Genomic DNA, 14174 nt, shown 5'->3' with positions numbered 1-14174 from the left:
GCGCGCCCTGAGCCCACGTCCGCCGCCTCAGCGCCGGAACCGCCCGCTCGCGTCGATGATCGACAGGTCCGCGAAGTCCAGCCCCGTGTGGTTGGTGGGGCTGTAGCTCACCGTCAATCCGCCCAGGTCGAAGCGCGTCACGCCCTCCAGCGCATCGCGCAGCTTCTGCGGCGTGGGATTGGGGCCGGCGCGGCGCAGGCCCTCCACCACCACCTTCGCGCCCGCGAAGCCTTCCATCATGGCGGGCGACACGCCCGGCAGGCCCTTGGCCTTGGCCAGGTCCTGCGCTTCCTTTATGAGCGCGTAGCTCACCGAACGCTCGTTGGGGAACACCTGCGTCACTATCACGCCGCGTGCGTGTTCACCCAGCAGCTTGATGAAGCCGTCCGAGGCGTTGTTCGACAAGGTGACCACCTGCGCGCGCGAGCCCGCCGCGCGCAGCGCCTTCACCGCATTGGCCGTGTTGCCGGCCGAGGCGATCACCATCACCGCGTGGGCGTTCAGCTTGGCGATCTCGGCCGCCACCGCGCTGTAGTCGGGTTTGTCGCGTGGCGTCTTCTGGCGCAACACCGGTTCCAGCTTCGCCTTGGCGAAGCCCTGCATGGCACCGGCCGCGCTGTCGGCGCCAAAGGAGTCGTCCGTCTCGATGATGGCGATGCGGTTCTGGCCGATGCTGGCGAGGTGCTCGATGGCGCGCGCGGCCTCGCGCTGGTAGGTGGCGCGCACGTTGAACACCCAGGGGTTGACCGGCTCGTGCAGCACCATGGCCCCGGTGCTGGGCGCGATCAGCGGCACCTTGTATTCGGCGAGCAAGGGCAGCAGGGCTTGCGAATGCGGCGTGCCCCGGTTGAGGAAGAGGGCCAGCACGCCCTGCTTCGTGATCAGCTCACGCGAGACCTCCACCGTCACCTTGGGGTCGAACCTGTCGTCCACCGACACCAGTTCGACCTTTTCGCCGTGCACGCCGCCGCGCGCGTTCACGGCATCGAAGTACAGCCGGGCGCCGTCGGTGTTTTCCTTGACCCCGGCGGCCACCGATCCGGTGAAGCCGGACGGCTGGCCAATGCGCAGCTGGGCCGGGACGTTGGTGGCCATGACGGCCAGGACCAGACCCACGCTGGCAAGCGAACGGAAGCGCATCTTTGTCTCCTTTTGTAAGGGCGCGCGATTCTGTCTGAATGCTCCCCCGGGGTACCAGTGTGGAAATGACGTAGGGCGCGGCAGCGGACACGGACGGTCCCTAGAATCTTCCGCTTCCCGCTCAGGAGCCCCCCGCATGTCCGACGATCACCGCCCCGACCACGCCCACCAGGCCGAACCCGATGAACGGGCGGCCGACGACGGGGGCGCCGAGGGCCTGATCCGCATCCGCGGTGCGCGCCAGCACAACCTAAAGGGCCTGGACCTGGACATCCGCACCGGCGAGTTGACCGTGGTGACGGGGCCCAGCGGCTCGGGCAAGTCCAGCCTGGTGTTCGACACCCTGTTCGCCGAGGGCCAGCGGCGCTACGTCGAGACCTTCAGCGCTTACGCACGGCAGTTCCTGGACCGCATGGACAAGCCGGCCGTGGACCGTGTGGAGGGCGTGCCGCCCGCGATCGCCATCGACCAGACCAACCCGGTGCGGTCCTCGCGCTCCACCGTGGGCACCATGACGGAGCTCAACGACCACCTGAAGCTGCTGTTCGCGCGCGGTGCCGAGCTGTTCGACCGCGAGACCGCGCTGCCGGTGCGGCACGACTCGCCCGAGACCATCGCGGCCGAGCTGCGGCGGCGCAGTGAAGCGCAAGGCGATCCGCGCCTTGTGTTGACCTTCCCGGTGGAATTGCCCGCCAACACCACGCCCGAGGAAATCGAGCAATGGCTCTCGGCCAGCGGCTACACCCGCGTGCAGGCCGAGCGCACGGTGCAGCGCGAGGTGAAAGACGAGGCGCCCGCCAAGGGCAAAAAGGCCAAGCCCGCGATCGAGGCCGTGAAGCTGCTCGACGTGGTGGCCGACCGCTTCCGCATCGCCGGTGCCGAGCCGGCGCGCGTGATGGAGGCCATCGAGACCGGCCTCAAGCGTGGCGGTGGCCGGCTCACGGTGTACGCCTTGAAGGAGGAGGGCGAGCCGGAGATCTGGAAGTTTTCCACCGGCCTGCACTGCCCCGAGAGCGACATCCGCTACACCGAGCCCACGCCCTCGATGTTCTCGTTCAACTCGCCGGTGGGCGCCTGCGACACCTGCCGTGGCTTCGGCCGCGTGATCGGCGTCGACTACGGCCTGGTGATCCCGAACGAGAAGCTCACGCTGCGCAACGGTGCCATCAAGGTGTTCCAGACGCCCGCGTGGAAGGAGTGCCAGGACGACCTGATGCGCCACGCCGAAGCGGCGGGCATTCCGCGCGACACGCCCTGGGCCAAGCTCACGCCCGAGCAGCAGGCCTGGGTGAAGAACGGCTCGCCGCAGTGGAACGGCAAGTGGAACCAGCACTGGTACGGCGTGGGCCGCTTCTTCGAGTACCTGGAGAGCAAGGCCTACAAGATGCACATCCGCGTGCTCTTGTCCAAGTACCGCAGCTACACCGAATGCCCGGTGTGCCGGGGCGCGCGCCTGAAGACCGACAGCCTGCTGTGGCGCGTGGGCACCCGCGCGCAGGCCGACGCGGTGCTGGAACCCGCGCAGCGCTACCTGCCGGCGGGCGTGCAGTGGTCGCGCGCGCAACTCGAGGCGCTGCCCGGCCTGTGCCTGCACGACCTGATGCTCATGCCGCTGACGGACCTGCGGCGCTTCTTCGACTCCATCGCGCCCGCGCAGGCGGGCAGCTCGGGCGAGCAGCAGGCGCTCAAGCTGCTGCTCGAAGAAATCAACACCCGCATCCGCTACCTCTGCGAGGTCGGCATCGGCTACCTCACGCTCGACCGACAGAGCCGCACGCTCAGCGGCGGTGAGGTGCAGCGCATCAACCTCACCACGGCGCTGGGCACCTCGCTGGTGAACACGCTGTTCGTGCTCGACGAGCCCAGCATCGGCCTGCACCCGCGCGACATGGCGCGCATCGTGGACGCGATGAAGCGCTTGCGCGACGCCGGCAACACCCTGGTGGTGGTGGAGCACGACCCGGCCGTGATGCTCGCCGCCGACCGGCTCATCGACATGGGCCCGGGCCCTGGCGAGCGCGGCGGGCAGATCGTGTTCGACGGCACGCCCGAGCAGATCCGCGCGGCCGACACGCTCACCGGCGCCTACCTCGGCGCGCGCAAGACCATCGGCATGGGCTTCAAGCGGGCGGTGACGGACAGCACGCCGCGCCTGATCCTCGAAGGCGCGAGCGAGCACAACCTCAAGCACGTGTCGGTGGAGTTCCCGCTGCAGCGCCTGGTGGTGGTCACCGGCGTGTCGGGCTCGGGCAAGTCCACGCTCATCCAGGACGTGCTGGCGCCGGCGCTCATGCGCCACTTCGGCCAGAGCACCGAATCGCCCGGCGCGCACGACCGGCTGCTGGGCGCCGAACAACTCGCCGACGTGGTCTTCGTCGACCAGTCGCCCATCGGCAAGACGGCGCGCTCCAACCCCGTCAGCTACGTGGGCGCCTGGGACGCCATCCGCGCGCTCTTCGCCGACGCGCCGCTGTCGCGCCAGCGCAGCTACACGCCGGCCAAATTCAGCTTCAACAGCGGCGACGGGCGTTGCCCGACCTGCGGTGGCTCGGGCTTCGAGCACGTGGAGATGCAGTTCCTCTCCGACGTCTACCTGCGCTGCCCGGATTGCGACGGCAAGCGCTACCGGCCCGAGATCCTGGAGGTGAAGATCGACCGCGGCCAGCGGATGCTCAACGTGGCCGACGTGCTCGAACTCACGGTCAACGAAGCGGCGCAGCTCTTCGCGCACGATCGCGAAGTCATCCGCGCGCTGCAACCCATCGTGGACGTGGGCCTGGAGTATGTGAAGCTCGGTCAGCCCGTGCCTACCCTCTCGGGTGGTGAGGCGCAGCGCCTCAAGCTCGCGGGCTTCCTGGCCGAGGCCGCCAAGTCCGCCAGCTCGAGCCGCCAGCCCCTGTCGCGCAAGGGCACGCTGTTCCTGTTCGACGAGCCCACCACCGGCCTGCACTTCGACGACATCGCCAAGCTCATGCGCTCGCTGCGCAAGCTGCTGGACGCAGGCCATTCGCTGGTGGTGATCGAGCACAACCTCGACGTGATCCGCGCGGCCGACTGGCTCATCGACCTGGGCCCAGAAGGCGGCGCGGGCGGCGGCACGGTGGTGGCCGAAGGCCCGCCAGAGCAGGTGCGTGAACACCCCACCAGCCACACCGCGCTGGCCCTGCGCGACTACGCGGTGGCCATGGACCGGGTGTACGCGGTGAACGAGCGGCCGGCGGCGCCGTACCGTGCGCGCGCCGCGCGGCGCGGCCCGCACGACGAGGCCATCCGCATCGTCAACGCCAAGGAACACAACCTCAAGCAACTCAGCGTGAACATCCCGCGCGGCAAGTTCAACGTCATCTCGGGCGTCAGTGGCTCGGGCAAGAGCACGCTGGCCTTCGACATCCTGTTCAACGAAGGTCAGCGCCGCTACCTGGAGAGCCTCAACGCCTACGCGCGCAGCATCGTGCAGCCGGCCGGCCGGCCCGAGGTGGACGCGGTCTACGGCATCCCGCCCACGGTGGCGATCGAGCAGCGCCTCTCGCGCGGCGGACGCAAGAGCACGGTGGGCACCACCACCGAGGTCTGGCACTTCCTTCGTTTGCTCTACGTGAAGCTGGGCACGCAGCACTGCGTGCACGACGGCGCGGCCGTGAAGCCGCAGAGCGCCGACAGCATCGCGGCCGCCATCCTGCGCAAGCACGCGGGCCGGCACGTGGGCCTCCTGGCACCGCTGGTGGTCAACCGCAAGGGCGTATACACCGAACTGGCCGACTGGGCGCGCCCGCGCGGCCACAGCCACCTGCGCGTGGACGGCGAGTTCCTGCCCACCACGGGCTTTCCGCGCATCGACCGCTTCAAGGAACACACCATCGAACTGCCGGTGGCCGACTTCGTGGTCGACCCGGCCAACGAGGGCCAGCTGCGCAGCGAACTGGCGAAGGCACTGGAGCACGGCAAGGGCATCCTGCACCTGCTGCACCCGCTCGACGGGCTGAAGGACGCCATCGCCGACGGCCGCTCGACGCGCGAGATCGGCGCGGTGGAGGTGTTCAGCACCGCGCGCGCCTGCCCGGTGTGCAGCACCAGCTACCCCGAGCTGGACCCGCGCCTGTTCTCCTACAACAGCAAGCACGGCTGGTGCCCCGACTGCGTGGGCACCGGCACCCAGCTCTCGCGCGAGCAGCGCAAGGCGCTGGACGATTCGGTGCGCGACGACGACCAGAAAGGCCGCGAGCAGAGCTTCGCCGAGCCCGAGGTGGAGGGCGTGGGCGACGAGATCTGCCCGACCTGCGAAGGCACGCGACTGAACGCGCAGGCGCGCGCCGTGCGCTTCGGTGGCGTGGCCATCACCGACATCGCGCGCCTCTCGGTGAGCGAGGTGCGCCAATGGGTTCGTGGCCTGATGGCCAGCGAAGGCCTGACCGGTCGCGAGGCCGACATCGCGCGCGACCTGCTGCCGGAGATCGAAAGCCGCCTGGCCTTCCTGGAACAGGTCGGCCTGAACTACCTCACGCTCGACCGCGGCGCGCCCACACTCAGTGGCGGCGAGGCGCAGCGCATCCGCCTCGCGGCGCAACTGGGCAGCCACCTGCAGGGCGTGTGCTACGTGCTTGACGAGCCCACCATCGGCCTGCACCCGCGCGACAACCAGATCCTGCTCGATGCCCTGCACCAGCTCGGCGCGCAGGGCAACACCCTGGTGGTGGTGGAGCACGACGAGGACACCATCCGCCGCGCCGATCACATCATCGACATCGGCCCCAGTGCGGGCAAGCGCGGCGGACGCGTGGTGGCGCAGGGCTCGGTGGCTGACCTGTCGGCCAACGCCGAGTCGGTGACGGGCCGTTACCTGCTGCACGCCATGAAGCACCCGCTGCAGGCGCGCCGCACCGTGCGGGCCGACGAACCCGAACTCGAGTTGCGCGGAGCGGCCCTGCACAACCTGCAGCAGCTGGACGTGAAGGTGCCGCTCAAGCGCCTGGTGGTCGTCACCGGCGTGAGCGGCTCGGGCAAGAGCACGCTGGCGCGCGACGTGCTGCTCACCAACGTGGCCGAGGCCGTGTCCATGCGCAGCACCGCTGCCGGCAAGAAGGCCTGGGACAAGGGCGAGCGGCCCGCCTGGTCCGGCTGCGAGCGCCTGATTGGCAGCGAGGTGGTGGACCGCGTGCTCGAGGTCGACCAGACGCCCATCGGCAAAACGCCGCGCTCCTGCCCGGCCACCTACATCGGCTTCTGGGACACGGTGCGCAAGCTCTTTGCCGACACGCTGGAGGCCAAGGCGCGCGGCTACGGCCCGGGCCGCTTCAGCTTCAACACCGGCGAAGGCCGCTGCCCGAGCTGCGAAGGCCAGGGCGTGCGCACCATCGAGATGAGCTTCCTGCCCGACGTGAAGGTGCCCTGCGAAACCTGCCACGGCGCGCGCTTCAACCCCGAGACGCTGGCCGTGACCTGGAAAGGCAAGAGCATCGGCGACGTGCTGCAGATGGAGGTGGACGAAGCGGTGGACTTCTTCGCCTCCATGCCCGCCATCAGCCACCCGCTGCAACTGCTCAAGGACGTGGGCCTGGGCTACCTCACGCTGGGCCAGCCCTCGCCCACCTTGAGCGGCGGCGAGGCGCAGCGCATCAAGCTCGTCACCGAGCTCAGCAAGGTGCGCGACGAGGTGGGCCGGCGCGGCCAGAAGGCGCCGCACACGCTCTACGTGCTGGACGAACCCACGGTGGGCCTGCACATGGCCGATGTGGAGAAGCTCATCCGCGTGCTGCACCGCCTGGTGGACGGCGGCCACAGCGTGGTGGTGATCGAGCACGACCTGGACGTGATGGCCGAGGCCGACTGGATCATCGACCTGGGACCCGAGGGCGGATCGGGCGGCGGGCGCGTGGTCGCCGCGGCGGCGCCCGAGGCGGTGGTGGCCGCGGGCACGCACACGGGGCGCGTGCTGGCGCCGGTGCTGGCGCGGCGGTGAGGCGGCGGTGCGCGCGGGCCAGGTGATCCACATCGAGCCCGCCGCGCCGGCCAAGCCGGCGCTGGGCGCGCCGTGCAATGGTTGCGGCGTGTGTTGCCTGGCCGAGCCCTGTCCGTTGGGGCGCGTGATCTCGCGCAAGCGCGTGGGCGCGTGCGACGCGCTGCGCTGGGACGGTGAGTCGAAGATCTACCGTTGCGGCGCGATCACCGACGCGGCGGGCGTGCTCGGCGCGCGCTGGGCGTTTGCGGCGCCGCTGCTGCGCCGGCTGGCGCGGCGGTGGATCGCGGCCGGGGTCGGTTGCGACGCGGACATCGACGTGGCGTCGCCGCGCGCGTGACGCCCCGCCATCGGCGCCTCAACCGCGCGGCAAGGGCAGCGCGGTCTTGTAGCGCACCTGCTTGAGCGCAAAGCCCGATCGGATCTTCTCCACCTCGGGCAAGGGCGATAGCCGGTCGAGGATGAAGCGCTCCAGCGCGCCGATGTCGGGCACCACCACGCGCAGCAGGTAGTCGGAGTCGCCCGTCATCAGGTAGCACTCCATCACCTCGTCGAGGTCGGCGATGCGCTGCTCGAAGCGCGCGAGCGCCTCCTTGCTCTGCGTGGTGAGGCTGATGTTGATGAACACGTTGAGCCCCAGGCCCAGGCGCGCCGCGTCGGCCAGGGCCACGTACTGGCGGATCACGCCCGATTGTTCGAGCGCCTTCACGCGCGCCAGGCAGGGCGAAGGCGACAGCCCCACACGCTGGGCCAGGGCCACGTTGGACAGGGAGCCGTCGCGCTGCAGCTCGTCGAGGATCCGGCGGTCGATCGCGTCCATGGTGATTTGTGCTGCCGATGATTCGATTGATGGAATTATCTGCCGCATGCGGCGGGCTCGTCGGCCAATTCGGCAGCACATGCCGTCCGTGCCGAACTAGAGTGCCCCGCCATGAACCCGCACGACCTCATCGCCCCCGACCCCGACCCGCAGGAAACCGCCGAGTGGCACGAGGCCTTCCTGTCGCTGTTGCGAACGGAAGGCCCCACGCGCGCCCGGCAGATGCTCGATGGCCTGGTGGCGCTGGCGGGGCAGCAGCGCGTGGGCTGGCGGCCGAACCTGAACACGCCGTACGTGAACACCATCGCGGCCGATCGCCAACCGCCGTTTCCGGGCGACCTCGCCATCGAGGAGCGACTGGCCTCGCTGATGCGCTGGAACGCGCTGGCCATGGTGGTGCGCGCCAACCAGGCCTACGGGGAGCTCGGCGGGCACATCGCCAGTTACGCCAGCGCGGCCGACCTGTTCGAGACCGGCTTCAACCACTTCTTCCGCGCGCGCAGCGACGCGCACGGCGGCGATCTGGTGTTCTTCCAGCCGCACAGCGCGCCCGGCGTGTACGCGCGCGCCTTCCTGGAAGGCCGTTTCAGCGAAGACGACCTGCGCCACTACCGGCAGGAAATCGTCGCGCCCGAGCACGGCGCGCGTGGGCTGTCGAGCTACCCGCATCCGTGGTTGATGCCCGACTTCTGGCAGTTCCCCACGGGGTCCATGGGCATCGGGCCCATCAGCTCGATCTACCACGCGCGCTTCATGCGCTACCTCACGCACCGCGGCCTGCTCGACGCCAGCCAACGCACCGTGTGGGGCGTGTTCGGCGACGGCGAGATGGACGAGCCCGAGAGCATGAGCGCGCTCACGCTGGCGGCGCGCGAGAAGCTCGACAACCTCGTGTGGGTGGTCAACTGCAACCTGCAGCGGCTGGACGGCCCGGTGCGCGGCAACGACCGCATCATCGACGAGCTGGAGCGCCTGTTCGCGGGCGCGGGCTGGAACGTCATCAAGCTGCTGTGGGGCAGCGATTGGGACGGCCTGTTCGCCAGCGACACCGGCGGCGCGCTCGCGCGGGCGTTGGGCGACACGGTGGACGGCCAGATGCAGACCTTCGCCGCCAAGGACGGCCGCTTCAACCGCGAGAACTTCTTCGGCCAGAACCCCGCGCTCGCCGCGTTGGTGCAGGGGCTGAGCGACGAGCAGATCGACCGCCTCAAGCGCGGCGGGCACGACCTGGTGAAGATCCACGCCGCCTACGCCGCCGCCGTGGCGCACCGGGGGCAGCCCACGGTGATCCTGGCGCACACCAAGAAGGGCTATGGCATGGGCACGGCCGGGCAGGGCCGCATGACCACGCACAGCCAGAAGAAGCTCGACGCCGAGGACCTGTTGGCCTTCCGCGACCGCTTCGCGCTGCCGCTGAGCGACGAGCAGGCCACGGGCCTGGCCTTCTACAAACCCGCCGAGGACAGCGCCGAGCTGCGTTATCTGCGCGAGAAGCGCGCCGCCCTGGGCGGTGCGATGCCGCGCCGCGAGACCGCGTGTGAGGTGGTGCCCGTGCCGGCCGTGGATGCCTACGCCGGCTTCGCGCTGAACGCGGCCGGCAAGGAGATGAGCACCACCATGGCCTTCGTGCGCCTGCTGGGCAACCTGCTCAAGGACGGCGCGCTGGGCCCGCGCATCGTGCCCATCGTGGCCGACGAGGCGCGCACCTTCGGCATGGCCAACCTGTTCAAGCAGGTGGGCATCTACAGCAGCGTGGGGCAGCGCTACGCGCCGGAGGACATCGGCTCGGTGCTGAGCTACCGCGAGGCGCTGGATGGGCAGATTCTGGAAGAGGGCATCAGCGAGGCTGGCGCCATCGCGAGCTGGACGGCTGCGGCCACCAGCTACAGCGTGCACGGCCTGGCCATGCTGCCCTTCTACATCTACTACTCCATGTTCGGCTTCCAGCGTGTGGGCGACGCCATCTGGGCCGCGGCCGACCAGCGCGCGCGGGGCTTCCTGCTGGGCGCCACCTCGGGCCGCACCACGCTGGGCGGCGAGGGCCTGCAGCACCAGGACGGCAGCAGCCACCTGGTGGCCGCGACCATTCCCAACTGCAAGGCCTATGACCCGGCCTTCGCGGGCGAGCTCGCGCTCATCGTCGATGCGGGCATGCGCGAGATGCTGGTGGAGCAGCGGGACGTTTTCTACTACGTCACCTTGATGAACGAGAACTACGCGCAGCCCGATCTGCCGGCGTCAGCGCGCGAGGGCGTGCTCAAGGGTGGGTACGTGTTCGGCCGCTTCGGGCCGGCGGATGGCGCGCCGATCACGCTGCTGGGGTCGGGCGCCATCCTCACCGAGGTGCTGCGCGCGGCCGAGGCGCTCGCGCGGGAGGGGCGCACGGTGCACGTGTGCAGCGTCACGAGCTGGAGCGAACTGGCGCGCGATGCGCAGGCCGCCGAGGCCGAGGGCCGCACGCCCTGGCTGCGCTCACTGCTGGCCGGGACAGCCGGCCCGGTGCTGGCCGCCAGCGATTACGTGCGCGCCGTGCCCGAGGCGCTGCGCGCCTGGCTGCCGCCGGGCCGCGCTTACCGAACGCTGGGCACCGATGGCTTTGGCCGCAGCGACACGCGTGCGGCACTGCGGGCCTTCTTCCGGGTGGACGCGGCGAGCATCGTCCACGCGGCGCGGGCTTACTTCCTGGGCAGGAAGTAATTAGGCGGAAGATCGACCTCCAGCCGGATTTCGGTCATCGGGTTCCAGTCGTTGGTGGTCTGTGGTGACCGGGCCGCCTGCACTTCCCTCGCCACGAACAGCCGCTCCAGTTCGTCGCGGTCAAGGGGTGTTCCTTGCCTGGCCTTCTCAACCAGCCTGCGTTCGGTGTCCTGGCTCAGGGTGAGCAGGAAATTGCTTGTCATGTAACCCCCCAAGGCCTTGTCGACATGAACGGTCGAATCGGACGCAGGTTGTCGGGTTTGACGGCGGTCCCGCAGCTTTCTTCCTCCTTGGGCTTGCGGCGCGGAGGTGGTGCCCTCATTGAAATGCGAGGGGACGTCCGGTTTGTGTGCCTCCAATTCGACACCACCGTCCTCAAACGGCAAGGGCTTGCGAAACGTCTCCAGCGTGGCTTTCCTTTTGTCATGGCGCGCTTCGGGCGTCGGCTTCGTCGTCTGCTGTTCCCGCTCGCGGTTCTGTGCTTTGCGGGCCTTGTCCAACGCGATTAATTTCTGACGAAATAGGGGTGTGTCGTCGACGGTGCGCTGCGCGCCGCGCTTGGGCTGCGTGTTGTGGATGTGCAGGGCGAGTTCGTCGGAAGCTTTCACCACTTGGTCGCTGTTGTGGGTGTCTCCGCTGATGACATCACACATCGCCTTGAGGAAGTCATGTGCCATGTCCCTGTCTTTGCCGGCGGCGCTGGCCGTGTAGGCGCTGGGGGCTTGACGCTTGTCGACGAGCTTGGATGACAGGAACAGGAACCCGTTGCCATCCTCTTTCACGCGGAATGGGCCATAGGTCGGTGTCTTGCTGTTCGCTTCCACGGCCGCCCGGACGTTGCCTACGTCGTCGAGCGAAGGAGCGTTCAGGTTCTGTACGGCCAGATACTTGGCGTCTGCCTTTGAGGTGTTTTTGATCATGGAATTCGATGCACGGAGGGTTGAGCGGATGCGCGACCTCGCCGCGCCCGCCTGAGTTGCGGGCCCTGCGACCCGGTTCCTGCATCGGCCCACCGGCCGGGGCGTGACAGCGCCCCCCAGGGCTCCTCAGCGCGCCAGCAGCACTGCCACGCCCACCACCAGCAGCACCACCACCACGATCAGCACCCGCGTGCGCACGCGCAGCAACTGCACCGCTTCCACCAGCCGCGCGTTCTGCTCGGCCAGTTCGCTCAGGGTCTGCGCCATCTGCTGTTGCGCGGCGGCCTGCTGGTCGATGAGCTGACGCGCTTCGATCAGGCGGTTGCGCAGTTCGCCCAGGGTGGGCGGCTCGGCGGCCGGGTCCATGGGCGGCGTGGCGGGCACGGGCACGCTCGGGGCCTTCTGCTTGTCGAGCAGCTTGCGCGCGGCGTTGAGCACCTTGGGCGCGTGCTCGATCACGTCGCCCCAGGGAATGATCTTCAGCGCGGCGATCCAGGGGATGGCCATAGGTCGTGTCCTCGTTGCGGTGTGCGGGTGGGAGCGCGGCGCGGGCCTCAGGGTTCCCGGCGCAGCAACCATACCCCCAATGCCGCCACGCCCACCAGCAGCACCGGAAAGCCCAGTGCGGGCGACCACTGCAACGCCGCCGCGCCGAGCGCGGGCGCCAGCACGCCGCCCAGGGTGTAGCTCATCACCAGCACGGCCGTGCTGTTCACCAGGGTGATGCCTTGCTCGCGCGAGCCGATGTCGATCATGGCGAGCGTGTAGAGGCAGCCACCCGCGCCGCCCCAGACGAAGGCCACGGGTGCGGCCAGCCAGGGCGTGCCGGCGACGAAGGGGATCAGCAGCGTGCCGAGCAGCGTGATCCACGCGCAGGCGCGCATGAGCGTGAGCCGTGCGGCGCGCTGGTCGCCCCAACGCTGTTGCGAGTGGTGGGCCATGCGGTCGGCCAGCACGCCCGCGGGCAACATCATCAGCGCGCTGCCCAGGCCGCTGGCCGACACCAGCAGGGCCGAGACCACCGCGCCCAGGCCCAGCGCCAGGCCGTAGAGCGGCAGGATGGAGGTGAGCCCGCTTTCGAAGAAGCCACCCACGAAGCCCACCGTCATGATCAGCGGGTGCGCGGCCAGCGCGTGCCACACGCCGCCCAGGCCCACGCGGGCCTCGTGCGCGTCGGCCGCGGGCGGCACGCGAGGGATCAGCAGGCTCCAGCCCAGGCCGATGGCCATGCAGCCGAAGGCGAGCCAGATCGCGGCGTCGCTCTGCGGCCCTACCCAGGCCAGCAGCAGCGGACCCACCACGAAGGTGACGCCCACCAGGGTTTCGAACAGGCCCACATAACGTCCGCGCTGCGCGGGCGGCGCGAACTCGGCCACGATCGCCTCGGCCAGCACCCAGCGCAGGCCCGAGGCCATGCCGGCGATGAGCTTGAGCCCGAACCACAGCGGCAGCCAGGACGAGAGCGCGAAGCCCATGGTGGCGAGCGTGGGGATGAGCGCCGACAGCCACAGCGTGGGCCGCCGCCCCAGCGCGCGCGTGACGGCGGAGGCGAAGGGCACCATGAGGAAGATGCCGAACCAGCCACTGGCCGCGAACACGCCGGCCAGTGCGGTGGACTCGCCGCTGTCCTTCAGGCGCAGCAGCAGCAGGGGCGTGAGCATGAAGTAGCCCACGAGCTCGAAGAAGGTGGCGCCGAAGATGGCGACCAGGCCCAGGCGGGCGTGGGCGGGTGGCGCCGCGGTGAGGCCGCTGGCGGGCAGCGGGTGTTCGCTCATATGTCCGCCCGCGCCGCGAGCACCGCCTCGGCCACGTCGGCGAAGCCCTGGCCGCGTTCGCGCGGCGCCACGTAGCGCGGGTGGTGCGCGAGCTGGTGCCAGAAGCGCGCGATGTTGGCCACGCCCACGCTGTGCGGGAAGCGCGCGAACATGGCGGCGTCATTGGTGGAGTCGCCCACGTAGACCCAGTGGTGAATCTCGGCGTCGAGGTCGCGCCCCAGGCGCTCGCGCACGATCCAGCGCGCGCCGCTGAGTTTGTCGTGCGCGCCGATCCAGCCGTTGATGTGGATGGAGCTCACGGTGGCGGTGAGGCCTTCGTCGCGCAGGATGGCCACGACCCGCGCGATGTCGGCGTCGCTCAGGTGCGCGTGTTCGCTGTGGTCGATGGCGATGTCGGTCTCGCGGCCGGCGCTGTCGGTGGCCAGGCGCGCGTGCGGCAGTTCGCGCAGCGCGCGCGCGGCGGCGGCCTGCAGGCGCGTGAAGTTCGCGGCGCGCGTGGGTGCGTCCTGTGCGTAGGCCTTGCGCAGTTGGCCGCCCTCGTTCCACAGCGCCACGGCCCCGTTCTCGGCCACGATGGCGTCGATCGGCCAGGCCAGGGCGAAGGGCGCGCTCCAGCCCGCGGGCCTGCCGGTGACGGCGAACACCGGCAGGCCGGCAGCGCGCAGTCGGCGCAGCGCGGCCCCGGCCTCGGGCGCGATCGCGCCATCGGCCGTGAGGGTGTCGTCGATGTCGGTGAGCACGCCGTGGATGCGCGCGCGGTCGGGCAGGGGCCAGTCGGCCAGTGGGGTGGGGTGCATGGCGGGGCGGGCGGGGGGGGGGCTCAGACGGCGCGCAACACCATCATTTCCTTGATCTTGCCGATGGCTTTG

9 protein-coding genes are annotated in these 14174 nt (G+C 69.9%); 3 read left to right on the top strand and 6 right to left on the bottom strand.

The window, feature by feature from the left end:
• Window positions 1-27 precede the first annotated feature (27 nt).
• Complete coding sequence (locus BN948_RS05735; RefSeq protein ID WP_009516660.1) at window positions 28-1140, bottom strand: ABC transporter substrate-binding protein; 1113 nt, start codon at window positions 1138-1140, stop codon at window positions 28-30.
• A gap of 136 nt (window positions 1141-1276) precedes the next feature.
• On the opposite strand from BN948_RS05735, the gene uvrA reads away from it, so the two are divergent.
• On the top strand, window positions 1277-7096 hold the full coding sequence (uvrA, locus tag BN948_RS05730) for an excinuclease ABC subunit UvrA (protein ID WP_009516661.1): 5820 nt from the start codon (window positions 1277-1279) through the stop codon (window positions 7094-7096).
• A gap of 7 nt (window positions 7097-7103) precedes the next feature.
• Window positions 7104-7433 carry a hypothetical protein gene (locus tag BN948_RS05725; protein ID WP_009516662.1) on the top strand — a complete coding sequence of 110 codons (330 nt, stop codon included), beginning with the start codon at window positions 7104-7106 and terminating at the stop codon, window positions 7431-7433.
• Window positions 7434-7451: 18 nt separating this feature from the next.
• Here the strand turns inward: BN948_RS05725 and BN948_RS05720 are convergent, their stop codons facing one another.
• The gene (locus tag BN948_RS05720; protein WP_035620829.1) at window positions 7452-7919 is read right to left on the bottom strand and encodes an Lrp/AsnC family transcriptional regulator; all 468 of its coding nucleotides are present in this window, start codon (window positions 7917-7919) and stop codon (window positions 7452-7454) included.
• Between the two features lie 105 nt (window positions 7920-8024).
• Here BN948_RS05720 and mdeB point away from each other — a divergent pair, with 105 nt between their 5' ends.
• Window positions 8025-10610 carry an alpha-ketoglutarate dehydrogenase gene (gene mdeB / locus BN948_RS05715; protein WP_009516664.1) on the top strand — a complete coding sequence of 862 codons (2586 nt, stop codon included), beginning with the start codon at window positions 8025-8027 and terminating at the stop codon, window positions 10608-10610.
• On the opposite strand, the gene BN948_RS05710 is transcribed toward mdeB, so the two are convergent.
• The 4 genes from BN948_RS05710 to BN948_RS05695 form a co-directional block, all read right to left on the bottom strand.
• Complete coding sequence (locus tag BN948_RS05710; RefSeq protein WP_009516665.1) at window positions 10589-11530, bottom strand: hypothetical protein; 942 nt, start codon at window positions 11528-11530, stop codon at window positions 10589-10591. The two genes, mdeB and BN948_RS05710, sit on opposite strands and share 22 nt — an antisense overlap.
• Window positions 11531-11656: 126 nt before the next feature.
• On the bottom strand, window positions 11657-12037 hold the full coding sequence (locus BN948_RS05705) for a hypothetical protein (protein ID WP_009516666.1): 381 nt from the start codon (window positions 12035-12037) through the stop codon (window positions 11657-11659).
• A 47-nt stretch (window positions 12038-12084) separates the two neighbouring features.
• Complete coding sequence (locus tag BN948_RS05700; protein WP_009516667.1) at window positions 12085-13305, bottom strand: MFS transporter; 1221 nt, start codon at window positions 13303-13305, stop codon at window positions 12085-12087.
• Window positions 13302-14102 carry an HAD-IIB family hydrolase gene (locus BN948_RS05695; RefSeq protein WP_035620797.1) on the bottom strand — a complete coding sequence of 267 codons (801 nt, stop codon included), beginning with the start codon at window positions 14100-14102 and terminating at the stop codon, window positions 13302-13304. The genes BN948_RS05700 and BN948_RS05695 overlap by 4 nt, the downstream gene beginning before the upstream one ends.
• Window positions 14103-14174: the final 72 nt, after the last annotated feature.

Origin of the sequence: Hydrogenophaga intermedia (assembly GCF_000723405.1) — a bacterium.
Taxonomy (GTDB): Bacteria; Pseudomonadota; Gammaproteobacteria; order Burkholderiales; family Burkholderiaceae_C; genus Hydrogenophaga; species Hydrogenophaga intermedia.
The sequence above is the reverse complement of the archived record's forward strand: the minus strand, read 5'-3'. Positions and strand labels throughout refer to the sequence as shown.

What these genes read in the sequence shown, in the direction of transcription:
- BN948_RS05735 (WP_009516660.1), bottom strand. Translation starts at nt 1,140, where the DNA reads ATGCGCTTCCGTTCGCTTGCCAGCGTGGGTCTGGTCCTGGCCGTCATG.
- uvrA (WP_009516661.1), top strand. Translation starts at nt 1,277, where the DNA reads ATGTCCGACGATCACCGCCCCGACCACGCCCACCAGGCCGAACCCGAT.
- mdeB (WP_009516664.1), top strand. Translation starts at nt 8,025, where the DNA reads ATGAACCCGCACGACCTCATCGCCCCCGACCCCGACCCGCAGGAAACC.
- BN948_RS05710 (WP_009516665.1), bottom strand. Translation starts at nt 11,530, where the DNA reads ATGATCAAAAACACCTCAAAGGCAGACGCCAAGTATCTGGCCGTACAG.
- BN948_RS05705 (WP_009516666.1), bottom strand. Translation starts at nt 12,037, where the DNA reads ATGGCCATCCCCTGGATCGCCGCGCTGAAGATCATTCCCTGGGGCGAC.
- BN948_RS05700 (WP_009516667.1), bottom strand. Translation starts at nt 13,305, where the DNA reads ATGAGCGAACACCCGCTGCCCGCCAGCGGCCTCACCGCGGCGCCACCC.
- BN948_RS05695 (WP_035620797.1), bottom strand. Translation starts at nt 14,102, where the DNA reads ATGCACCCCACCCCACTGGCCGACTGGCCCCTGCCCGACCGCGCGCGC.